The following is a 23,988-nucleotide window of genomic DNA, read 5'->3' on the forward strand; positions in this document are numbered from 1 at the left end:
CCAAAGAGTAGAGGTCATTTTTATTTATTATACGCGATGGTGGTCAGCACGCCAATTTTCCACCATTTGTTTAATTTGATCTGGAGTTACATTTTCATTTATTGCTTTTTCAACTAAACTTGGGAACTCTTCGTCGCTTGCAAAGCGTAAGGCAACTAATTGTTTAATAGAAAGTCTAGAATCTAGACGTTGCCCTGTTAATACAAAATAACGAAAGCTTTCTTCCGTTCGAATCAGTCGGTCCTGAAGCTTTAGCGCATAGAGTCTTAATTTAGCAATGATGAATACAAACAAAATGCCACCGATTACTAGTAGTACACTAGTTAATGAGAATTCACGTACAACTTGTATGATCCCAAGAATCACAGTAAGTAAAGCCAATGGAGCTAAAACAAAATGAAAAATTGGATCAATCATCGCATGTTTTTTATAATTCTGTTCCATCCTGTCACACCTTCCTTTCAAATAGTATGTATCTTTGATTCTATTATAATGAAGAATTCTTGAAAGGCATACCTTTAAAGTCCGTAGGGACGGTTCTATTGGTCCCATAATTAAGCAATGGAGCCGTTCAGGTGTAAAACCTACATTCTGACATTGTTCAATGATCAAGTTATGTTAGGCAAAACCCCGATTAAATAGAATAAAATCCTCCTCTTTTAATTCTTCTAATTTCACTATTTCTTTTTCTGCAAAAGGATAGGTTGGATAAGGTCCCTCCTTCTATTGAGCCTTTTAGATTATTATTTTTATTCTAAGAGACAATCATATGTTTATAAATGGTATAATGAATTGTAAAAGGAGGAATTCACTTTGGAGAAACTGTTAATTGAAATCTTAAGTAAATTAAATTCAATAGAAACAAAAATTGATACTCTTGAAAGTGGTCAAAAGGAAATTAAAGAATCGGTTCACCGTATCGAATTAAGTCAACCACAAGATATCGTCGCCTTATTAGAGAGAATGAATAAAACTCTAGAGAACAAAACCGAAGTGTTAAACAAACGTGTGTTCAACGTAGAAACTGAAATTGAGCGCTTAAATAGACAATAAATATATACTCACTGTATCTAGCATATATATTTTGTTCATATTTGCCCTCTGATAGACACGTAAGTCCTGCCTATCAATTAATAAAGGCGAATAAGGTAAAACCCTGAATGCCATCTACATCTACCTCATAATCCATATTTAAATTTCTACTTCTAAACCTTCCATTATTCCCTTTGGTTTTATAAGTATAAAAATCATTTTCTTTTTGGCACTTTTCTAAAAACTTCGTTGTTTTACAATCCTTTATTCTCATATCAACCGTGGTTTCTAGTTGGTCTTCTCTCCACAAAACATTTAATTCTAAAATATAAAAGCCACTTTGTTATTACTTTTCAAGTATAATGAACTGTATTCAGAACATGCATATAATTTTTTCTGTGAGAGGATTCTATACATATGACGAAAAAACAAACAAAAATCGAGGGTAAAAAATGAATAAAAGCAGTTTTGCGGATTATCATGTAAGCGAGGAAATTAAAAGAGCATTAGATGTACTTAGATACGAAACTCCAACAGAGGTTCAACGTCAAGTCATCCCTTTAGCACTTGAAAACCAAGATCTGGTTGTAAAAGCTCAAACAGGAAGTGGAAAAACCGCCTCCTTTGGTATTCCTGTGGCAGATCTGGTTAATTGGGAAGAAAAGAATCCACAGGCCTTAATTCTTACCCCAACTAGAGAGCTTGCGGTTCAAGTCCGTGAAGATATGACGAATATCGGAAGGTTTAAACGAATCAAAGCAGTGGCTGTTTATGGAAAAGAACCTTTTACGAAACAGAAGGATGAATTAAAACAGAAAACTCATGTTGTCGTTGGTACTCCAGGACGCGTTATGGATCATATTGAACGAGAAACACTTGTGTTGGACCAAATAAAGTATCTGATCATAGATGAAGCGGATGAGATGCTTAATAGAGGTTTCATTGATGATGTAGAAGCCATCATTAAAGAGCTTCCTACAGATCGTGTAACCATGGTTTTTTCCGCTACTCTACCTAAAGATATCGAAAATCTTTGCCATGCCTATATGAACAACCCTACTCATATTGAAATTGAATCCAACGGTATAACGGCTGAGACCATTGAACATTACTTAATTGAAGGAAGAGAAGAAGAAAAACTTTCACTTCTTAAAAACATTACAGTCGTAGACAACCCAGACAGCTGCCTGATCTTCTGTCGAACCAAAGAAAACGTGGATACTGTGTATAGCGAACTAGAACAAAGTGGATACCCGTGCGAGAAGCTTCATGGGGGACTAGAACAAGAAGACCGTTTTGCTGTAATGGAAGGTTTCAAGCTAGGGAACTTCCGTTATCTAATAGCCACTGATGTAGCTGCAAGAGGTATTGATGTTGATAATGTGAACCTTGTCATTAACTATGACGTCCCTATGGAAAAAGAGAGTTATGTGCACCGCACAGGGAGAACCGGCCGTGCTGGGAATAAGGGAAAAGCCATTACACTTTCAACACCTTCTGAAGAAAAATTCGTTAAATCAATTGAGAGATATATTGGCTTCGAGATCCCTACTATTGAAGCCCCAAGCCATTCGGAAGTAGCTGATCGACAAGCAGCCTTCGACGAAAAAATGAGCAACAGTAGACGAGTTGTAAGAAATAACAAAACAGCCCGCATTAATCAGGATATTATGAAACTCCACTTCAGCGGCGGGAAAAAGAAGAAGATCCGTGCTGTGGATTTTGTCGGAACCATTGCAAAAATTCCTGGAGTCACAGCAGATGATATCGGGATTATCACCATCCTTGATCATCTGTCCTATGTGGATATTCTAAATGGAAAGGGTTCCTTGGTTTTACAAGCTATGGAGAATGCAACGATAAAAGGGAAGAAATTAAAAGTGAGCAAAGCTATTAAATAATTCATCTTAAAGAAAAGAAACACCTTATCCCCTTAACAAAGTTAAGGGGATTGTTTCTTTGAGGTCATGGGGACAGGGACTTTGTCCCACCATGAGGTTGCGGTTTAAAAGAAAAATCACCTAGCACTTAAATATGCAGGTGATTCGTATAATAAACTCTTGTTATTGTTCAGAAATCTATTATATTCTTCCACTAAGAAACACTGTACCGGAAATTACTGATAATCAGCATCTCATGCTTTTGATATGCATGGTCAGTGTACATTTTTAACATGGGTTAATTGGGTTAAATTATGTTTGAAGGTTGATTTTTAAGGGAGGGTGGAACGAGTAGGTTCTCAAAACAATCTTCGACATGTACGAAGAACTGTTTGAAGGTCTTGAGGGTGGAGTATACCTAACTTACGATTTAACTCAGATCCGTGAATAGAAATGATTTTGGAAGTGCGAACCACTGATGGTTTATATAATCCAGCTTCTTCCCAATATTCTAACTCTACATCGAAATCACTTCTTGGGGACTTACTTGTTATTGGAGCAATAATAACATCAACATCCAATGCTAATTCATTTCCAACGATGAGGACTGGTCGTTGTTTATATTCATTTTTATCTTTGAAGAGTACATTTGCCAACCAAACATCCCCTTGCTTCAAAAGGTTACTCATTATAAATATCATCCTCCTCATTATTCCACCAATCAAAGGTTTTCCCCAAAAGGATGGCTTTGTCTTTGGAAATATATTTTTCAATTATTTTATGAAGTACTTTCTCTCTTTCTATTTCATCCAACATCTCAAGATCTTTAATGATTCTCTCTGAAATAGACATAAGACACCTCCAAGCTTTATTACATTTATTATACGTAAAATACTATTAAAGTTCCAAGGGAGTTTAATGTTTATCTAGCTTTTTCATTTATTTTGGATGGGAAATTTAGAGAAGAGTAATGAAATGAGTAATCGATATCATTGATTCTTAAAGTTATTTGGGTAGTATTTAGCACAAATAATTGGGACAAGGTTTCCTGTCCCCTTGTCCCCCATGCTTCCCTTGATTTAACTTGCTCCCCGACTAAGTACTTGTTCTCTCTTCCCAATAATTCTCATAAGTATATCTCGATCCATTACAAGTGGCTCTAGTCCAACCTCTGCTAACAGCTCCCTTGTATTTGCATCACTAAATTGTAAATCTTTCGTCCAATAATCATAGAACACACTCATTGGCTGATTGAAAGCTTGTTCCTCTGGTGAAAGTTGTCCAGGATAATCTGTTGGGACCATTACTACATTTGGTAGATCAAGATACTCTTGAATTAATTCAAAAATGAGTTGGTTAGTTGGTGGATTTGAATTCGTAATATGATAGATTGTGTTCTTCTTTGCATGTAACAAGGCAGCTGTTAAAACATCTATAACGTAATCTACAGGTACAAAGTTTTGAGTGACTTCTTGATTGCATAGGAATTTAAATGTTCTATTCTGTAGATCCTTTTTTCGTTCCATTCTTCTTTTTATAAGCTCTAAGCCCCTAATAACTCCATATAAAGCAAAGGTTGTTTCGGCTTCTCCCGTTTTAGAATCTCCTATAATAATAGAAGGTCTAAAAATGTTGACATTGAATTGGTCTTTGTATTCAAATACTAAGTGTTCAGCATAACACTTGCTTTCTTCATATGGGTTGATGAATTGATTGTCAACCGGGTGTAAGGTTTCAAATGCATGTAACTGCTGGCCAAGTGTATAGGCAGTACTCACATGGAAGAAATTTCGCACTTTGATTTCCTTTGCTAGCTCTAAAACATTTCGAGTTCCTTCAAGGTTAATCGCAAAGGTTTGTTCCCTAACGTTCTCATCAAATGATAAAAATGCTGCAACATGGTAAACCGTATCAATGTTCTCTTTTAAAAAATGGACTGTGTCTTCGGATAAACCAACATTCTTATAAATAACATCCCCTTCAAGAATCACAAGATTCTTTTGCAAGGATGGAGATACAGAAGAAATTAAACTTTCAGCCTTCTTTAAATTGCGCACAATGGCATAAACATGATGCCCTTTATCTAATAGAGCAGACGTTAACTTCTTTCCTACAAAACCTGTTGCCCCGGTTAATAATATATTCATAGTTTCCTCCAAGTTGTGTTTCATCATGATATTAAAATCATAACAAATAAATAGGTGATCTGAAATAATAACTATATAATCCAGAGCGGTACTATTATCCAATTCTTACTCACACTGCAAAATTCCCCCTAAAGGAGAGGAAAGTTCTAAACCTTCCACGTGTTTTTCCAATAAGTAAGGATTTTAAGAGCTCGTCCAAGCCTTGATTTAATCGTTGGGACGAGGGACCTGTCCCCTCATCCCGACTGAAAGCGACTCATGAGGCATAGCACTACTCAAAATTTAAATCTTCATTTTGCAAGGCTCTTTTCTAAAACTTTGTTGCTTTTCAAGCTAATACATCTAAATACCACCCTATTTTGTACGAACAAACAAACGAAGTAATAATTGTTAGAAAAGAGCAACCCTCTCTATTTTAAGGACTGGACGTTGTATTACCTAGTAAAAATCCGGCTATTGGGATTTTTACGAAGCAACAATCTTTACGAAAACAGCCTTTTGCAAAAAAATCACCTAACACATAAGTGTGTAGGTGATTTACTGATTAAAGAGTCCTTTATACATAAATCCTATTAATCTGAGAAGCACATTACTAAAGTTATTTCCTTCACCAATGCAACATCTTTTCTTTCTTCTAACAACGTAAAGAACTGATATTTAAATTTTATCCCCATCAGGCAATACCTTTTTACTCTCAACCCTGTTTCTTCCATTATGTTTAGCTTCATATAAGGCTTGATCTGCGGCCAATAGAAGTGACTCTTGTTTTTCATCTCGAACGGGACGCGCTGTAGCAACGCCAATACTTACTGTGATATGAGAGGAAACCTTAGAGTTCTTGTGTTCAATTTGCAATTGGTTAATCGTTGTCAGGAGTTTTTCCCCATAATGTAGTGCTTCATGGTAACTAAGCCCGGGTAGTAATATAACAAATTCTTCTCCTCCATACCTTGCTACAGTTGCTTTTTCGACTTCATTGAACATATGTTTAAAAGCTGAAGCTAGTTTTTTGAGGACATCGTCTCCATCAAGATGGCCATAGTAATCATTATAATCCTTGAAAAAGTCTACATCTATCAACATGATCGAGATGGTATCTTGAGTACTAATTCCTTTGTTCCATTCTTGTTCAAACACTTCATTAAAGTATCTTCTGTTCCTAACATTTGTTAGTCCATCAATAAATGATAGTTCCTGAAGTCTTTGATTGGCTTGTTCTAACTCGGATGTTCGCTCTTGTACCCTTTCTTCTAAGGCTTTATTCCACTCTTTCAATTGATAATGTACACCTTCTATATAGGTAAAGGATTTTGCTAATCTCACAGAATTAACAATGGAAATTCCGATAACAAGAACAAAAATCCCTAAGGACACTAACTCGCCTTGTTGAGTCTCCTTATTATAATGTATCATGTCATACACAGCTGTATAACCAAGGAAAATTCCACATACCCCCATTAATAAGAAACCGGGACGCCTGCTCAAGATCTCTCTAATAACATGGATGGTTAGGTAGATGATAATGAGCACAACCAAATAGTTATAATAGTTCATACTCTGTGTGAAAACATCCGGTGGTGTAACTATGACGAGAATTGAAAAAATGACCGTTAAAATTGTAATGACAGTAATGATCTTTCTTGAGAGCCTTTTTTCTGTTAAATAGTAAAAAAACAAAACAAATGAAGGAACTAGTAAATATAATGATAAATACATAAGTTTTATTTGCAGTAGCCAAGGGATATTCGGAAAGATTTTAGTAAAATAAGTTTCTCCTACAAGCAACGTTCGTAGGCAGATCAATAAGCATGTAATAGCAAAGAATAAGGCCGGCTTTTCGTTCCTTCTATATAAAAATATAACAAAATGATAGATACCTAGAAGTAATAAGCCCCCTACCATGATCATTTGAAATGTTAGTCTCGAGTCCCTCTTAGCCATCATTTGATCAGCTAAACCAATTTCAATCGCTCCTCTTATCCCTCCAGACTTATAATGAAAATTAGAGGTATGAATCACTATGTCTAATTTGTTATCTGTGACAGAGAACAACGTATACGCTGGTCCGTATGCAGGGCTTTCCGAATCAAGAGAATCTCCTATCTTTCCTTGAGATCCTACCAATTGACCGTTGATATAAACACGAAAAGCAGACGGTATCTTATAAATTCTAAGAAGATACTCTTTTGAAGGTTGTATCCCGTTAATAAGTAAACGATATGTCCCGTACCCTTTTGCTTCTAATCCATCTATTGACGACCACTGCTTTGGAACAGGTAATAAGGTACCATCTTTTACCTCCTCATTAGAGAAAGAAAGAGGATCTATCAGTTGGCTGCTGTAAAACTCCCACTCCCCAAAAAGGGATATTGGACCATCTTGTTGTAATGACCAATCTTCTAGGTCGAGAGAGCCGCTCTCAACCAAAGGAACTCGTGGATGATCACTATCACTAGCGAGATCAATCAGAAAAAAAGCAGCTATTCCTATTGAAAGGATAATAACAATCATCGGGGTTGTATACTTAAGTCTATTCATTTTTTCACACCACCTTTAAGACAAATCAGTCTTCTCAACATTCTGAACCATTTGTTTAAACTGGTAAAGGTACATTTGCATATTTAAGTGCTTCTTCAGGAGGCATCGGTTTACCATAATAATAACCCTGTATATAATCGCATTGTAAGGACTCTAGGAAAAGAACCTGTTCCTCCTCTTCAACCTGCTCTGCAACTATGACTAAATTAAGTGAGTGAGCCATTGACGTTATAGCTTTAATAATGACCGCTGCTTCCTTAGAATGTAGAATATCTCTGACAAATGATCCATCAATCTTGAGACAATTTAAAGGAATATCTCTTATATGAGATAACGAACTATATCCTTTACCAAAATCATCTATGCTTATTTTGACACCTAGTTGTTGTAGTTGTTTAGTAATTAATACGGTTTGCTGAAGATCCTTCATTGCCATCGTTTCTGTAATTTCTATTTGTAGAAAACTTGGTTCTAAGGAGTTTTCCGTTAAATAACTTTGTAGATTTGAAATAAAATCCTTCTCATAAAACTGAACTAATGATACATTTACACTCATTTTTAAATCATGATTTCCGGACGTATGCCATTGTTTTAATTGACTGCATGCCTCTCGTAAAACCCATTTTCCAATATCATTAATAATGAGCAATTCTTCTGCAATCGGTATAAAAATATTGGGCGGAATGTTCCCTTTCTTTGGATGTCTCCAGCGAAGTAGTACTTCGAATGATTCTACCCTTTTTGTCTTAAGCGATACTTGAGGCTGATAATGCAGTTCAAATTGTTTCTCTTCTAGGGCCTTTCTCAAATCGTTCTCTAATTCCAACTGCTCCAGTATATCCACATAATCGCTTGCAAGAAAGAACTCGTAATTATTTTTGCCTTTTTCCTTTGCACGTGTCATAGCTGCATCTGCTTGTTTCATCAATTCCTCAGCTGCAGCAACCTCACTAGTAAAATAAGTTCCTCCCATACTTCCCGTTATGTATAATTGATGTTCATCAATATAAAAAGGATCTTTTAAGCTGTTCATCATCTCAATAACAAATTTCTCAACTTTCTCCATAGGGTGATTCGTTACTAACAACGCAAATTCGTCTCCCCCTATTCTTGCAATAAATGTATCTTTGTCACTGAACATGTTCAGTCTTTCTGTTACCTTCAATAGAAGTTTATCTCCAGTTGGGTGACCTAGCACATCATTGATGGTCTTGAATCGATCCAAGTCCAAAAACAGCAACGCTAATGGTTTATTTTCAAGGATTAGCTCTTCTAATTTACTCAAAAAAAGATGTCTGTTCGGGAGATTTGTTAAGGAATCATAATGAGAAAGGAATTCAATTTGCTTCCTATTCTCCACCTCATGGGCCCTTTTTTTCTTATCCCTCATTTCTTCTAATATAATGGGTGCTAAATAAACCAATACCAACGATAGAATTGATAACGTCCAAGGTAGGTAAGCAAGATCAATATAAAGACCGTCTGTCAAAAGGATAGTACGTAATTCTTGAGATATAGAAGTGGACTCTATTGTAAAATATAAACTTCCGAAAGCAATACCTATAGCTAAGCTTGCAAATAATAGCGTGCTTAATTTAACATGCTCTAGTTCACGCAAATAACGTAAAAACCTAATCATCGCAATTGAGATCCCAATTGTAAGAATTAAGCCACTTGATAAGAGAGTTAAATTAATAGATTCGAAGTTTTTCACCATTATAAAGTCACGAAAAAAAATCGAAAAATACAATGAGGAACCAAATAATAAAGAGATAAGTACAAGTTTTGTGATTGAGATAGCACTGATCGTAATTGAATTAACCGTCAGTGTCACCATGAATATACTAATAAATAGAAGCAAGAAGAAAACGATAAAATGTAGTTCAATAACCCCTAGAAAAAGATTCACGATATATGGATAACATGCGAATATGCCAATAATTACTGATGGCCAGCTGTAACGCAAAATACTGTTGCTCGTTGGCAGCTTTTTGAGCATCAATAAACTTGTAAAAGCACAGACCGTTCCCACCGCAAAAGAAATATATAAATTGGCAAAATAAACGAAGGTCATAATTTATTTCCTTTCAAAATTAGTTTGAAATCTACTACAAAATCCCTTAGTTTTACTTGAATTTGATATAAAAAGAAATAGCCTATGACCAACTAGAAATAGGACATAGGCTTTTTGACTTACAAGTGCAACTGGCTAACATCTTTACATAAAGTAAATTTAGTCCCTTTAGCTTTGCGTCACTGTGTTTCCACAGCTTTGCCTATTATTAAATTTTATAATATTAGATATCTACTTATAGTAAAATTTTACTATATTCATAGACCTATGTAAAAGACTAATTACAGTCGTTTTTTTGAAACGAAGTAGTAGAAACACACAGATATATTCTTGATCTGATCTTCAAATACCATGGGGCGTTAATTCGATAATATGGTTTATAGAAATGAATACTTTGGTGCAACAATTGCTCTAACACTAAAACTCAACTGGTGCGGTTTCAGGTTAGTTTATACCCCTGGAGATGATGAAGCATAAACAACGTTATCAAAAAGGTTACGGAACCATCTTTAACCAAACCATTGGTAAGAAATCAAGCAATATATGCCCAATCGACAATAGGTTTATAGCGTTCATTAGCATAATAAAAAGGCTGTCCCTACCTAGAGACAGCCTTTCCCCATTTAATACCTATAAATAAAACCTGAGAACTAATGTTGTTTATTCGGCAATTTCTTCTCCGGATTCAAAAACTTGCAGTCCTTGGATTTTGGCTCAGACCAGAGGGATGATCGAAAAAACCGTCCCCTAGTTTTTTTCAAATGGAATATAAGGTTTTATTTAGATACTTCCACGAACTTTAAGAATAAACTTATATTTTAAACTTCTTCACCAAATTCTGTAGATTGTCTGCAATGGTTGCAAGGTTCATGGAGGATGAAGTAATTTCGTCTGACGTACCCGTCATTTGTTGGGCGGCAGCCGATACACTCTGTGATCCTGCTGCTGATTGGTCTGCAATTTGTGAGACGATCTTAATCGCTTCTTTTACCTGTTCTGTCCCTTCCGCCATTTGTTCAATGGCGACAGACACCTCTTCTACCTGCTTGGTGACATCCTGAATGGCCTGTTGAATGGAGGTAAAGGTTTCACCTACTGCTCCTACCACTTTAATTCCTTCGTTAACTTCTCCTGTTGTTTCCTCCATGGATGCTACTGCTTGATAGGTTTCATCCTGAATAACGGTGAGGAGGTCAGTAATTTGTTTGGAGGATTTAGCAGACTGTTCTGCTAGCTTACGAACCTCACTTGCCACGACAGCAAATCCTTTTCCATGCTCACCTGCTCTTGCTGCCTCGATCGCTGCGTTTAATGCTAATAAATTCGTTTGCTCTGCTATATCCGAAATCACCTTCACGATTAAGAAGATCTCGTTAGATCTACTGCCTAATCCTTTGATGACGGCAGACAGTTCACTTACATTTGTATAGATGTTATTCATTTGAGTAATGGAGGAATCAACCGATTTTCTTCCTTCTGACGATTGTTGATTCGTATGGACAGCCTTTGATACAACAGACTTAGTGTGAGTAGCAATCTGGCTAACTCCAGCGGTCATTTCATCCATAATCCTGGAGGTTTGGTCCGTGTTTCTTGCTTGCTCTTCTGCACCTGATGACAATTCTTGAATGGTCTTTGAGACATCATTAATTGTGGAGCTACTCTCCTTCGCCGTAACTGCCAATTCTTCTGAAGAAGCAGCCACCTGTTTAGATGTGAGATGAACACGTTGGATAATCTCTCGTAATCCATGAACCATTTGATTAAAAGAAGTGGTTAACAGACCTACTTCATCCTTATAGAGGTGAGTCCCTTTAACGGTAAAGTCTCCCTCCTCCGCTTTCTTCATAAGATACTGAAGTTCTTTAATCGGGTTTGTAATCATGCGTGCTAGAATAGCGCCTGTTAAAATACAAAAAATAATAGAGCCAAGTATAATAAGAACTAGAAAAACCGTAGCTCTCTTGAAACTCACTTGGTTTTCCTTTGCTAATTCCTCAGCAGCTTGGGCATTCATGTTCTTCAATTCAGATAGAACATCTTCTGCACCCTTCCTTACACTTTTTGCCTCAGTTACATAAATTTTATAAGCGATGTCCTTATTTCCAGCAACTGCTAAGTTAATTACATTTTGGCGAATCTCTCCTAGAAAAGCATGACTCATTTCAAAGGTCTGTATTTTCTCTTCCTCTGCAGGAAGTAGAGAAAGTTGCTTATATTGAGCAATTAACGATTCACTTTCTATTAACTTATCATTAATACTTTTCTTTAGATTCTCTTGGTCGGCCTCATTTGAAATGATAAGTTCTAAAATATATGAGTCAAGGTCACTATTGTTTGTATTTAGCTGGCCCATCCACATGATAGGCAATAAACGATCCTCATACATTTCCTCAGACTTATGAGACATCTCTCTCATTTGAGAATATCCTGTAAAGCCAACCACTAGTAAGGCTACAGTAGATATGGCCAATAACAGAATTAATTTTGCACTAATCCTCAAATTTTTAAACGCTTTCATAATACCGACCCCCGAATTTGTTTAATGAAGTTAATACTATATCTGTTAAAAATTCTAGTTCTTCTATGAAACTAGTTTAACCAAAGTTTTATTAAATAGGTAGTATTAATTTTCTTTGCTGAACACAATGAATAGTGCCCCACTTCCCCTACGTATTATCAACATTTAAAATGGTTACAAAGTGATTGAAAAAACTCTTTTTTCAAGTAAAATTAAACCAAGTTATCGTAAACGGGGGAAATTTCATGTCATAATTTGATATGTGTGATATGTGTCTGGAGATTACATGAATGAAAATCCATGGGGACAGGGACCTTGTCCTTAAAAAACAAAAAATCACCTAACACTTTAGTCTAGGTGATTCCTTTTGGAAGCATGCTTCCTTTATTTACTTTGACACAAATAGATTATCGAAATCGACCTCTTTCATCCGACTCGCAACGTAAGCATCTCTATCTGAATTAACATCCTTTTCGTTTAGAACTTGATTGACAACAGAAACAAAGAACTTTTCCATTTCTTTAGATACCTGTTCTTCTCTTTTTTCTATTAATGTTATTGGATAAGAATGATGGAAATATTTATTTCTTAATATTTTTGCGAATCTTCTAACCTCAGGACGATAAACGTGTTCTTTTTCAACTGCTTGCAAGGCTTTACAAAGGGAAGCTTTTAATCTTCGAACCGTGTCTTTTTTCTCAGATAGAACTAAGAACTTTCTAAAATACTCTGGTTTTGATAAAACATAAAAAACAAATACATTCCGTACTCGCCTATCTTTTATACTCTTTTTAAGCAACTCTTCAAAAGAATATTCACCATAAGCTAAGTATTTTTGTTCTTGTTCAACTCTAACAAAAAAGTCTTCCATCATATGTTGGTTCATTTCATCAGCCTCCTTTTTGTATTCTCTCCCACTTCTCTAAAAGACTATCTAAATCGTTATATCGACTCTTTTTAAAAAGCGTGTATAATAGGTATTCTTCATACAATTGTTTTAATTTCTCAATATTAGCTTTGCCAAGAATTTCAGATTTCAATATATCCTCTACATCTTTCTCAGTTTGTCTTGTGGTAAACAATTTAGATATGATTAAATGCTCAGTGGAAGGCAGATATACTTCTAAAAAGTTAAACTTTACATTAATACGTTGATACTCTTCTTTAACCTCCTCTAACGGAGGAAGTTCCATAACACCTTCTATACTAGAACTAACGGAATATCTGGCTAACAACTTCTAGTTATAGATAAAAGTGACTAGTTAACAAAAGGGTAAAAGAGAATGTAGCCAACAAACAGGCTGTCTTAGAGATACTTTAAGGGCTTCTTGATTTAATATCCACATGTAGCTTATTTTTATCTACTTAGCTACCTAATGTTATAAACTATCATTGAACCTTCATTTAACCCATATAAACTAATCTTAAGACTCCTTTCTTTTAATTTCTAAATTGTATTTAAAATGATGACTCTCACTGATATGATAAATAGGCTGTCTCCACCGAGCCAGCCTTTTTACATCATACCTGTAAAACAAATACAATCTCAGAACTAATGCTGCTTATTAGGCAGTTTCTTCTCCGGATGACCATGCCCTTGTTCTATTCTGCTCATCCTTTGCTTGCTTCTCCTGTAGCTGATCAACGAATTTCTTAGTATCCTCCATTACAACTCCTCCTTCACAACTGGTGATAGGAATTAATCTATCCAAATTCATGGGGAAAAGGACCATGTCTCAATAGGAAAAGACAAAGTCCCTGTTCCTCCTGTCCACAGAACAATCCTCTTGTTCTCTATCTTCTACTAAGGTTGTTTAATGGATTTTATTGTTGGGTTCATCATGAAAGATTTTTTGTTAACCTTTGTTTCTTTTTAGCCCATTCTTTTGTATTTTTATAACAGGGTTAAACCAAGAATAACTAATATATGAGTTCATACAGTTTCTAGAAAATCCCATATATATATTAGAAGCCCATGCTATAACCTCAAAAATGAAGAGAATTCACCACTTATACTCTACAAACAATAACATTCTGTTTCTCCTGAACTAATTGTCCTAAACAATTAGAGCAAAGATTATAGTTGAAATTCATTTTATTATCTGTAGATCGCTGACTCCATTTTATTACTTCATTCGAATTAAACGCTTCTCGACAATATCTACACTGATATTCCTTTAATAAACTAAAGTATTTTCTTAACCAGTAGTATTTATGTGTGTTGGAAAGTGTGTAATGTGCGTCAATGATTATAGGAACTAAATAGGTATCTTTATATTTAATCCTTTTATGTAATGTATATAAACTAGTTGGATAAATCTTTTGAATTACTTTATAAAATGCAGCATCAATTGTAGCAATATAATACTGATAATCCCGATGCCTTGCATAATCAATTATTGTAAGGAGGACTCTTTCTAAATTTTCTATGCCTCTTTGTTCCTTTATTATAGCCAGCTTATCAATTTCAATAATGTTATTTTTATTATTACATATAATTTGGTTTGTTTTAAATGGATAGACATCGTCAATTGGAGAATCGAAGTTATAAGCACGAAAACCGACTGTTCCAATAACCTCTTCATGATTATCCTTTATAAGATATCGATCTACAGGACCTAATAAACATTCAAGGTCGAACCCTTTTTCTTGCCAAGCTGGGATCCATACTGAATCAAATATTCTCAAATCTTCTTGTGTTACAACCTTTTTATACATGATTCCTCCTAAAAAAAGTATTAATAGTAATATTTTACTATATTAAAATCCAATTTCAGGAAGTATTGTTTCTCAAATTTCGACAATACAACATTATATTGTTAACTATTCATCTAGAACTGAAAGGAATAAAGCCAGTTAAAGAGGGACCAACAAGGATACCTCTGCTCTGAAATCAAGATAAGATTCAGAATCTAAATATAACTACAGTTATTCACATACTTTAAGCATGGTACTTTCACCTTATACAATCAATTTTTCCACTCTTTCTTATAAAAGGAGACAAGGGAATAGGGACCCTTTCTCTAGATATGTTTATTAAGACTGGATTAATGATCATATAAGAGCAAGAACAATTAGCAGTATGTGAATGAGGAATCCACGGTTTAGAAATCAACTTAAAGGCACAGTTGATGTTGAATAAGACCTCGTCCAAGTTGTGGATAAAGTCTTAAAGACTGATAATCAGGAGGGATTCGAAATGAAACCTACCGACCACGAACAAGAAATACAGAAGAAAATGAATAATTCTGGAAGTTGGTAAAAAAATGAGTAGAGAATCTTACAAGGAACTTTATGCGATTGCCGAACGTAGAAATGAAGATTGGGAAAGTAACCACTAACGGAAAAAATGATAATGATACAAACTTCTACTGTGGTATGACAAGTGGTTATTCCACAGTAGTTGGAGATTTATAAAGTAATATTCTAGAGAGAGCTACTTTAATTTTTCACTCCATTGTTATGCATGAAGTTCTGTAAAATCCAGTATATGATAATGAAGTTGCTACAAAAATAGCAACAGATGGTTATATGCGCTTATGTCCCTTTACGTTCCTTCAGTACATTTCCACACATACGACGGCTTCCTTTCTTGCAGAAGTAAAAGAGTCCATACCCAATGACTTACAAATAATCGATGTAAGATATTATTCGCGCTTCTAAAAAGTATTGATCCTGAAAAGCTAACTAATAAAATAGTTTACTCTTTTCAAATGCTCTTTCCCACCTGATTAGCCTTGGATCGCTTGGTCTCCTTTTTTTAAATTCATTTAATATAAATTCACCAAAATTCTTGTGAATTTTCCTTGGGTTTAGTTGAGTCCAGAGATAATAATCTAGTAATGCCAAACCTTTTTCTATACCTTCTACTAACCTACTATTTCTAACTAAATTATCTACAGACTCTTCCTCTTCTAGGAAATCTAGCATTGTTCCTTCGTTTGTCTTAAGCGTAAAATACCAATTCCCGTTCCTCTCAAATCCAAAAAGTGTTATGCTTCCTCCTTCTGCTCCTACTTCAAGTATAACTTCAGGTTTAATCTTATCCATTTACGTTTCCCCTACCTTTTAGTTGAATTCAATTCATAACCAACCTATATCTCTAACTCCCTTTCCTCATTTGTGTGACTATTTCTTTAAAATAACGATCCCGATCAGTTTGTTTTTGAGGATTTGGGTGATAAGTGAACAACTCTTTTCTTCTTTTTTGACTTGCATTTCGTTTAGGTATCTTAAATACAATTTTATTTTCAGGGATGGCATTTAATATTAGCTCTCTTCTTGCATTTAACAACACTACATCTTTGACAGTCCATGCTAACCATACCCATGGAAATAGATTGATATAGTTATTATCAATGTCTGTATGTAAGACATCTCTATATCTAGGATTGATGAGTGATGGAAAGTTAGAATTTAATTCACTTGTTTTTCTACTTACAAAGAATTGCTTATATTTGTCTAGTGCTGAAGATAGATCGGAATCTCTCAAGTTAAACAGATTCTGTATTATTAGTTCTCCTTCCAAATTACCAAAGGAGTGTTCTAAGATTCTAACAACTGATCTCATAGTTGGATCAAGTAATAACTTTCCATTTATTTGGACAGAATCTTGGTCACTGTCAACAAAAGTATTCCAAGCTTGTTCTTCTAACAATTTAGAACTACCTGGATTTAACATAATAATAAGACCTAGTTTTTTATTGGAGTTGCCCCATTTCAACCTTGCTTCTGTTCGAAAAATATGCCCCCCTACTTTTTTAAAAGTTCCGTATGCTTGAACTTTATCCATGCCTCTCCTCCAAAATTTAACATTTTATATATTATATTCAGAAGGGGGTTTATTCATACTACTGAGCAAGTAGGGAAATACATAATAAAAAAACTCGCCACTAAGGCGAGCGAGGTTAAACGCTATATACACAATCTCAGAACTAATGCTGTTTATTCGGAAGTTTCTTCTCCGGATGGCCATGCCCTTGACGCTTTCTATTTTGCTCATCCTTTGCTTGCTTTTCCTGTAGCTGATCAACGAACTTTTTAGTATCTTCCATTATGATTCCTCCTTCACAACTAGTGATAGGATTTAATCTATCCATTATTGTCAATAACATGCATGGTGAAAGGATAATGGATGACCGAATGGCTTCTAACGCCTTATTTACTTAGGTCTTAAATGAACCACCAGAACCGTCCCCTTGGCTCAAACCTTTATATTTCGCCCCTTCCACTTCACAGAATGGAAGACATTCACCCTAATAAACGAATACAGGTAAATCCCGACGAAAAACAAAAACAAGATTGGATAAAAAGCGAAAACGGCCCATCTGAAATTACCGACTCGGCTGGCAAACCATGCCGTTTGGATCATATAAAGGATATACAATATTCCACTGAACATGATTGCGGTAGGATTCCAGTCAATAATCGAAGAGATCAGTGCTCCCGAAGTGATGAAGCTACCGGTGATCCAGAAAATCACCATCAGCATGACAAGTGGATGAGTGGACTTAGAACCGACGGCAAAGCTTTTGCACCAGCCCTCGATGAGGCTACCTACTCCTTCTGGGTACATGCGCAAAGAGATAATCCCTTTCCCACCTAGGCAGCGAACCGGGAGATTTTGTTCAAGAAATGCCTCTCCCAGTGCTAGGTCATCCATGATAGCTCCCTCGATTTTTTTATGCCCTCCAGACAAGAAGTAGTCTTCTCGGTTACAGAGAATACATGGACCGAACGAACCTGCCGTTTTAAAACGCGATCCCCAAATCGTAAATAAATTCATCCCTACCACGACGATGATGTTGAATACAACGGAGATGTGTTCATATAAGCGCTCAACGGTATGAAAGGGCTGTAAGGCTGTGATGCCTTTAGCTCCCTTTTTCTGATAGAAATGCAGCAGATTAGTTAACCCATCCACACTTGTAAATTTCGTATCTGCGTCTAAAAATAATAACCATTTTCCTTTGGCCTGCTCGGCACCATGCCAGCAGGCTGATGATTTTCCTGCTCCTGGATTTCGCAAAACCTTTGCACCGTAGCTTTTCGCAATTGCCGCCGTATTGTCAGATGAATCATCATCCACAACCAGAATTTCAAATTGTCTGAAACGCTGTTCCTGCAATGATTGTAGTAGCGGTGAGATCCTGCCTTCTTCATTTCTGGCTGGAATAATGATAGAAAGAAACGGAAGACCGTCCGTAGACCTGGAGGAAGAAACGGGAATCGGCAAAGACCAGAACATGAGGACTCCAATGATCACTGCCGCCAATCCAATCGCGAGATGAATTAATTCTAAATCAGACATAACATCTTCCTCTCTGTGTAAACACAGCTTTTATAATCCGTTAAAAGTTGTTGCTGAATAATCATATAAATTGCCTGTATCGTCTTGTATCAGTTCCTGTGCGGTGATTCTGGCGGATAACAGCACAATTGGAACACCTGCACCGGGATGAGTACTGCTTCCGGTAAAGTACAAGTTATCACAGTGGGTAGCCTTGCTTTGCGGACGATAGTGGTTGCTTTGCTTCAGGATTGGCTGCAACCCAAACGTGGCACCATTATACGCATTGAACTTCGACTTAAAATCCAATGGTGTTGTATGCGTTTCTGTGACAATTTCATTTTCAATGTTTTCAAAACCACGGATTTTCTTTAGTTCATTTAAAAGGTAACTGCGATAATAAGAAATGGTTTCCTCATTCCATTCATAATTTGCTGTTGCGATATCTGATACGGGCATCAGGATATACAATCCATCTTTTCCTTCAGGTGCAAGGGAAGGATCCATTTTGGAAGCGATATATACATAAAAGGAAGCATTCGTTAGCTTCTTACCATCAAATATATCTTTAAGATTTTGGTCAAGGTTTTCGTTGAAAATGAAATTATGTACATGATCAATTTCTTCATATTTCCGGTTCATACCGAGATACATCAGAAAACATGAGCAAGAGTATTTCATACTGTCAATCTTATTATCCGTATATTTCCCTTTGGCAGCTTGATCTTTTACAAGGTGCTTCATCGCATGTGGAAAGTCTGCATTACACACCACATAATCTGAAGAGATATTCTGCCCATCTACGGTAATTCCTACCGCTTTGCGGTTGTGAATGGTGATCTCCTCCACGTCCTTGCCATAGTGAATCGTACCTCCAAGTTCCTTGAAGAGCCTCTCCATGCCTAATGCCATCGTATACATACCGCCTTTCATAAACCATACTCCATATAGAAATTGAATCATTGGAATCATGGTGTAAAAAGAAGGACTTGTAAGAGGGGAAATACCTATGTATAACGTTTGAAAGCTGATTAACTGTTTCAGTCGTTCATTCTTAATATACTTTCCTATAAACGTTTCTGCCGTGTCGTAAGGTTTTAGTTTCACTACTTTCTTCAACAACTGGAGGTTATAAAAATCACTCCTTTTGCGGAAAGGTCGTTGAAGAATGTATTGCTTGGCAATGGCAAATCTTTGGTAAATCTCATTCATATATTGAAAAAAACCGGCCGTATCCTCTTCGCTAATGGATTCAATTGTTTTTGTCAATTTGACAAGGTCAGAGGAGATATCATAAGGCTGGTCGGGAATATCACTGAAATAAGCTCGATAAATCGGGTCCAATTTTTCCATGGGAATGTAATCATCAGGATCGCGGCCGCATAGTTCAAATAGTTCTCGATATATATCCGGCATCATCACAATGGTTGGCCCCAAATCGAATGTGTAGCCCCCATCTAGTTCAATACGATTCATTTTGCCGCCGGGTGTTAAACCTTTTTCATAGATTTCCACTTGATAGCCCGCATGTTGCAGCCTGATCGCACTAGCAAGGCCCGCTACACCCGCTCCAACGACAATCACCTTCTTGCTCATGTAAGTACCCTCATTTCCAAAAAATATTCTGCTTTATGAACTTAAGAATTAAATACATCCACTACACTGATTCAAAGGACAAGAAAGGGACACAATCAACTTGTCCCTCCTTCTGTTTAAAGGCACAATGGCTTCAATTACAGCAGCCACTTTCTTAACTTTTTTAATGCTTTTCTATTCGTGTCGGAATACGGTGGGAATTTACCTTGAAAACGCAGGTAATGATGTGTCTGGTAATCTGTTTTTTCATAACTAAAAGCTAGAAAACCAGCTTTGCCGTGATAAGCACCGTATCCGCTTCTTCCAACCCCTCCAAAGGAGATATGAGGACTTGCGGCATGATGGATCACTTGATTGACACTGATGGTTGGTGAACGCATATGTTCCTTGAACAGCTGAATGTGATTCTTGTTTTTAGTGAATATATACCCCGTCAGTGAATCAGTCTGAAGCCTGCCACTGTATAATAACGTTTGTAAATCTGTATAAGGAATGACCGGAAGAACCGGACCAAAAATTTCTTCCTCCAGTATCGGACTTCCCGGTTTGATATCCGTAATCACGGTCGGAGCGATGAACCGATCGCTTCGATCATGTGCACCTCCATGCCGGACTGTACCCTGCTCAATAAACTCAACAATCTTCTGAAAATGTTCATCAGTACAGATCCGGCCAAAATCCCCGCTTGCCTGTGGCTGATCTCCGTAAAAAGCGGATATCGACGCGGAGATTTCTTCCAGCGCTTTTTCATAAACGGATTGATGAACAAACAGGGTATCCGGTGCAATACAGGTTTGTCCCGCGTTGAGGAATTTACCCCAGACAATTTCTCTGATGGCGGTTTTTGAGAAACCTGTTTCATCCACGATACATGGGTTTTTCCCACCAAGTTCAAGTATCACTGGTGTGAGCTGTTTTGCTGCCTGCTCTGCCACCGCTTTTCCAGTCTTTGTGCTGCCTGTAAAAAAAATCAGGTCAAAAGGGGCTGAAGTTAACAGGCTAGCTGTTTGGGCATCTCCTGTCACAACGTGTAATTGTTCGAGAGGGAATGCGTGATTGATGATGTCTTTTAGCAGTTCCGCCGTTGCCGGTGCATGTTCAGATGGTTTAATCACACAACGGTTTCCGGCGGCAATTGCACCAATGACAGGCATCAAGGAAAGCTGGACAGGATAATTCCACGAACCGATAATCAGTACACTTCCATAGGGTGCTCTCATCCTATTGATTGCTTCTACATATCCCATTTTAAGGTGATGGGACCGGACAGGCCGGTTCCATTTTGCTAGATGCTTACATACATGCTCGATTTCATTTAATAGAACCGCGATTTCAGATGAAAAGGATTCAAATGCCGGTTTTCCCAAATCGGAATGAAGGGCCTGGATCAATGCTGCTTCGTGCTCCAAAAGAATCGTTTTTAGCTTTAAAAGCTGTTTTTTTCGGTTTTCAAGTGAAGGTCTTCCCGTGGAAAACAGTTCTTCCTTCTGCTTTTCCGGTAGTGTCTTCAGAAAATCATTGTCATGCATGTAAGGAATCTCTCTGAACGATTTTATCTCTGACAAGTTGGCCGCTTAAGGTCACCATCGGCATTCCGCCGCCTGGGTTTACAGTTCCTCCGACAAAATATAGATTGCTATAGCGTTCACTCTGTTTCGGATGCTTAAATCCTTTATTTTTCTTACGGTCTGATACTGTTCCGTAAATGGCACCACGGTCAGAGCCATACATACGCCTGATATCTTCTGGTGTCCATATATCCTTTGTCACGATATTAGCGCGCAAATCGTGCAGACCCATTCTTTCTAATTTGATCAGGGTACGCTCAGCAAATTGTTCATAGTCCTGCTGCGTGAAAGGTTTGTGATCCCGAATATAAGGAATATGGGGCAGTACTTTTATATTTTCATGTCCTTCAGGAGCCTGCGCCGGGTCTGTTTTATTGACGTTAACCAAATAAATAACTGGGTCTTCCGGTAGTTCACGACGGTGGAAGATAGATTGCATTTGCTGCTTCATATTTTCTGCGAAAAAGAAGTTATGATGGCGCAGCTGTGGATAGCTCTTTTTCACACCTAAATGCATGACGAGACCGGAGCTTGCGGGTTCGAATTTCTTCTTTAATTTATTCACAAATTGGCTGTCTTCCTCCAGTAATCGTTCGTAAACCGGTATGACTTCCATATTGGAAACAAAGTAATCTGCTGTTAGCTTTGTTCCGTCTTCCAAAACAGCTCCTGTAACTTCGTCATTCTTTTTTTCAAGCTTGACGATTCCTTTGCCCAGGTTAAAGCGAACGCCCACTTCTTCAGCTAGCTTCACTAAGCCATCTGCCAGTTTATTTAAACCGCCGGGTACATACCATACACCTTGGTCATGCTGCATGTAGATCATCATGTTCAGGACAGCCGGTGCATCGTAAGGGGACGATCCCACGTACTTGATAAAGTAGGATAGCATATCGCGGAACTGTTCATTACTGATCCGTCTATCAATTGCTCCATGAACGGTAGAAAACAGGTCAAAGTTCTTAAGAGCCGTAAACAGACCCGTATGTTTCATAATTTCTCTAGTTCGATCAACGCCATGCTGAAAATACGTTTGATCCGTCATATCATATAGTCTTTTCGAATAGTTAAGCAGATCCTGATATTCACGTATATCCTTTTCACTTAAAGAAGGATTCTTCTCTTGCATATCCTTCAAATCTTCATATAAGTCTATGATATTTCCATCAGGGAAAAAGGAGCGCCATTGATGATCTAGCTTTTCAATCTGGACGTAGTCTTTCATAGTTTTCCCACTGGCAGCAAATAATTTTTCAAAGATTTGGGGCATGGTGAGGATGGATGGGCCCAAATCAAAACCGAAACCATCTTGATCTAGCCGGTTCAGCTTTCCTCCAATATGATTATTTTTTTCATATAAGGAGACATCGTATCCTGCTTGTGCAAGTGATATCGCAGCCGACAGTCCTCCGAGCCCTCCTCCGATCACTAGTACACTTTTATTTTTAATTTTCACCTGTTAATGCCTCTCCTTCCCACAAATCAAACCTTCTGATCACTGAAGTATTGATTTGGGCCATTTTTTCTTTTGTCACATAGTTCCGTTTCGTTAGACATTGGTAGCCATTGTTCCGTACAGCATCGAGTATGCCTCTGTATATATGAGCAGACAGATAAACAGGTACTCGGCTATCAGCATCCAGCATGTCTATGTTTACTAAAAATCCTTCATATAACGATTCGGCACGTGCCGCAAGCTTCTCCCATAGGTTGATGAAGTTCTCATTGATTAAGCTATTATGTAAATCATTCTGTGAGTAGTGAAAATAGCTCAATTCTTCTTGAGGTAGATAGATGCGATTTTTCTCATGATAATCCTCGCCAATATCACGCAGAATATTCGTGATTTGCATGGCAACGCCAAGATTGATGACGGCTACACGCAAATCTACCGAAGCTTTTGAAGCGATAATAGGCAAAAGCATTAAACCAACAGTTCCCGCTACATAGTAACTGTATTTTTCTAGTTCATTCATGGTGTTCGGGCTTATAAAAGCTAAATCCATGGATTGTCCAGTCAGTTGGTCATAAAAGGGATTGATGTCCATGTCATACGTATCAAAGACATGCCTAAGAGCCCGCCATAGTGGTTTGTCCACTTCAGCTCCTTCATGGAACAAATCTAGTTCTTTCTTTAATTGTCTCAGCATTCTAGTCTTTTCTATCGCCGAATGTTCTCCATCTGCACATTCATCTGCCGTTCTGCAAAAAGCATAGATTGCATAGACAGCATTCGCTTTTTCAGAAGGGAGTTGTGAAAAGGCATAGTAAAAGCTTTTAGAATGTTTTTTTATCATATTTTCACAATACGAAAAATCTGCTTGCCTTTGCTCTGTATCCATA

At 37.0% G+C, this 23,988-nt stretch carries 21 protein-coding genes, 1 pseudogene and 1 riboswitch; of the genes and pseudogenes, 2 read left to right on the plus strand and 20 right to left on the minus strand.

What is annotated here, in order from left to right; translation table 11 throughout:
• Window positions 1-27: 27 nt before the first annotated feature.
• Window positions 28-444: a DUF6526 family protein gene (locus tag LT143_RS17060; RefSeq protein WP_246944971.1), complete on the minus strand. Its 417-nt coding sequence runs from the start codon at window positions 442-444 to the stop codon at window positions 28-30.
• A gap of 369 nt (window positions 445-813) precedes the next feature.
• On the opposite strand from LT143_RS17060, the gene LT143_RS17065 reads away from it, so the two are divergent.
• A complete protein-coding gene (locus LT143_RS17065; RefSeq protein ID WP_246944973.1) occupies window positions 814-1,053 on the plus strand; it encodes a hypothetical protein in 240 nt (79 codons plus the stop codon).
• Between the two features lie 431 nt (window positions 1,054-1,484).
• On the plus strand, window positions 1,485-2,933 hold the full coding sequence (locus LT143_RS17070; protein WP_246944975.1) for a DEAD/DEAH box helicase: 1,449 nt from the start codon (window positions 1,485-1,487) through the stop codon (window positions 2,931-2,933).
• Window positions 2,934-3,271: 338 nt separating this feature from the next.
• Here LT143_RS17070 and LT143_RS17075 read toward each other — a convergent pair whose 3' ends face one another.
• From LT143_RS17075 to LT143_RS17160, 19 genes and pseudogenes are all read right to left on the minus strand, one after another.
• On the minus strand, window positions 3,272-3,601 hold the full coding sequence (locus tag LT143_RS17075) for a type II toxin-antitoxin system PemK/MazF family toxin (RefSeq protein WP_246944977.1): 330 nt from the start codon (window positions 3,599-3,601) through the stop codon (window positions 3,272-3,274).
• Window positions 3,594-3,764 (minus strand): hypothetical protein, encoded by a 171-nt coding sequence (locus tag LT143_RS17080; protein WP_163180929.1) that lies wholly within the window; start codon window positions 3,762-3,764, stop codon window positions 3,594-3,596. The genes LT143_RS17075 and LT143_RS17080 overlap by 8 nt, the downstream gene beginning before the upstream one ends.
• Before the next feature lie 227 nt (window positions 3,765-3,991).
• A complete protein-coding gene (locus LT143_RS17085; RefSeq protein WP_246944979.1) occupies window positions 3,992-5,059 on the minus strand; it encodes an SDR family oxidoreductase in 1,068 nt (355 codons plus the stop codon).
• Between the two features lie 657 nt (window positions 5,060-5,716).
• Entirely contained in the window at window positions 5,717-7,597 is a 1,881-nt protein-coding gene (locus LT143_RS17090; RefSeq protein WP_246944981.1) for a sensor domain-containing diguanylate cyclase, read from the minus strand.
• Window positions 7,598-7,652: 55 nt separating this feature from the next.
• Window positions 7,653-9,596 carry a putative bifunctional diguanylate cyclase/phosphodiesterase gene (locus LT143_RS17095; RefSeq protein ID WP_246944983.1) on the minus strand — a complete coding sequence of 648 codons (1,944 nt, stop codon included), beginning with the start codon at window positions 9,594-9,596 and terminating at the stop codon, window positions 7,653-7,655.
• A gap of 198 nt (window positions 9,597-9,794) precedes the next feature.
• Window positions 9,795-9,884, minus strand: a riboswitch (cyclic di-GMP riboswitch).
• A gap of 598 nt (window positions 9,885-10,482) precedes the next feature.
• Complete coding sequence (locus LT143_RS20800; RefSeq protein ID WP_418909851.1) at window positions 10,483-11,430, minus strand: methyl-accepting chemotaxis protein; 948 nt, start codon at window positions 11,428-11,430, stop codon at window positions 10,483-10,485.
• Window positions 11,422-12,192: pseudogene (locus tag LT143_RS20805) on the minus strand (MCP four helix bundle domain-containing protein); the annotation flags it as partial. The pseudogene LT143_RS20805 and the gene LT143_RS20800, both read right to left, overlap by 9 nt.
• A 388-nt stretch (window positions 12,193-12,580) precedes the next feature.
• Window positions 12,581-13,078 carry a hypothetical protein gene (locus tag LT143_RS17105; RefSeq protein ID WP_246944988.1) on the minus strand — a complete coding sequence of 166 codons (498 nt, stop codon included), beginning with the start codon at window positions 13,076-13,078 and terminating at the stop codon, window positions 12,581-12,583.
• A 4-nt stretch (window positions 13,079-13,082) separates the two neighbouring features.
• Window positions 13,083-13,427, minus strand: a complete 345-nt coding sequence (locus LT143_RS17110) for a DUF6036 family nucleotidyltransferase (RefSeq protein ID WP_272495851.1) — start codon at window positions 13,425-13,427, stop codon at window positions 13,083-13,085.
• A 330-nt stretch (window positions 13,428-13,757) separates the two neighbouring features.
• Window positions 13,758-13,859 carry a DUF4023 family protein gene (locus tag LT143_RS17115; protein ID WP_246944993.1) on the minus strand — a complete coding sequence of 34 codons (102 nt, stop codon included), beginning with the start codon at window positions 13,857-13,859 and terminating at the stop codon, window positions 13,758-13,760.
• Between the two features lie 343 nt (window positions 13,860-14,202).
• Complete coding sequence (locus tag LT143_RS17120) at window positions 14,203-14,910, minus strand: hypothetical protein (protein WP_246944996.1); 708 nt, start codon at window positions 14,908-14,910, stop codon at window positions 14,203-14,205.
• A 969-nt stretch (window positions 14,911-15,879) separates the two neighbouring features.
• Window positions 15,880-16,242, minus strand: a complete 363-nt coding sequence (locus LT143_RS17125; protein ID WP_246944999.1) for a hypothetical protein — start codon at window positions 16,240-16,242, stop codon at window positions 15,880-15,882.
• Window positions 16,243-16,294: 52 nt separating this feature from the next.
• Window positions 16,295-16,984: a hypothetical protein gene (locus LT143_RS17130; RefSeq protein WP_246945001.1), complete on the minus strand. Its 690-nt coding sequence runs from the start codon at window positions 16,982-16,984 to the stop codon at window positions 16,295-16,297.
• Between the two features lie 142 nt (window positions 16,985-17,126).
• The gene (locus tag LT143_RS17135) at window positions 17,127-17,246 is read right to left on the minus strand and encodes a DUF4023 domain-containing protein (RefSeq protein WP_246945004.1); all 120 of its coding nucleotides are present in this window, start codon (window positions 17,244-17,246) and stop codon (window positions 17,127-17,129) included.
• A gap of 149 nt (window positions 17,247-17,395) precedes the next feature.
• Window positions 17,396-18,502 carry a glycosyltransferase family 2 protein gene (locus LT143_RS17140; RefSeq protein ID WP_246945006.1) on the minus strand — a complete coding sequence of 369 codons (1,107 nt, stop codon included), beginning with the start codon at window positions 18,500-18,502 and terminating at the stop codon, window positions 17,396-17,398.
• Window positions 18,503-18,532: 30 nt separating this feature from the next.
• The gene (locus tag LT143_RS17145; RefSeq protein WP_246945010.1) at window positions 18,533-20,077 is read right to left on the minus strand and encodes a phytoene desaturase family protein; all 1,545 of its coding nucleotides are present in this window, start codon (window positions 20,075-20,077) and stop codon (window positions 18,533-18,535) included.
• 137 nt (window positions 20,078-20,214) lie between these two features.
• Complete coding sequence (locus LT143_RS17150; protein ID WP_246945012.1) at window positions 20,215-21,606, minus strand: aldehyde dehydrogenase family protein; 1,392 nt, start codon at window positions 21,604-21,606, stop codon at window positions 20,215-20,217.
• Window positions 21,599-23,101, minus strand: coding sequence for a phytoene desaturase family protein (locus tag LT143_RS17155; RefSeq protein ID WP_246945014.1), 1,503 nt, complete (start codon window positions 23,099-23,101; stop codon window positions 21,599-21,601). The genes LT143_RS17150 and LT143_RS17155 overlap by 8 nt, the downstream gene beginning before the upstream one ends.
• Window positions 23,091-23,987 carry a phytoene/squalene synthase family protein gene (locus LT143_RS17160; protein WP_246945016.1) on the minus strand — a complete coding sequence of 299 codons (897 nt, stop codon included), beginning with the start codon at window positions 23,985-23,987 and terminating at the stop codon, window positions 23,091-23,093. Before LT143_RS17160 ends, LT143_RS17155 begins: the two co-directional genes overlap by 11 nt.
• Window position 23,988: the final 1 nt, after the last annotated feature.

The organism is Bacillus pinisoli (genome assembly GCF_023036475.1).
GTDB classification, from domain to species: domain Bacteria; phylum Bacillota; class Bacilli; order Bacillales; family SA4; genus Bacillus_BS; species Bacillus_BS pinisoli.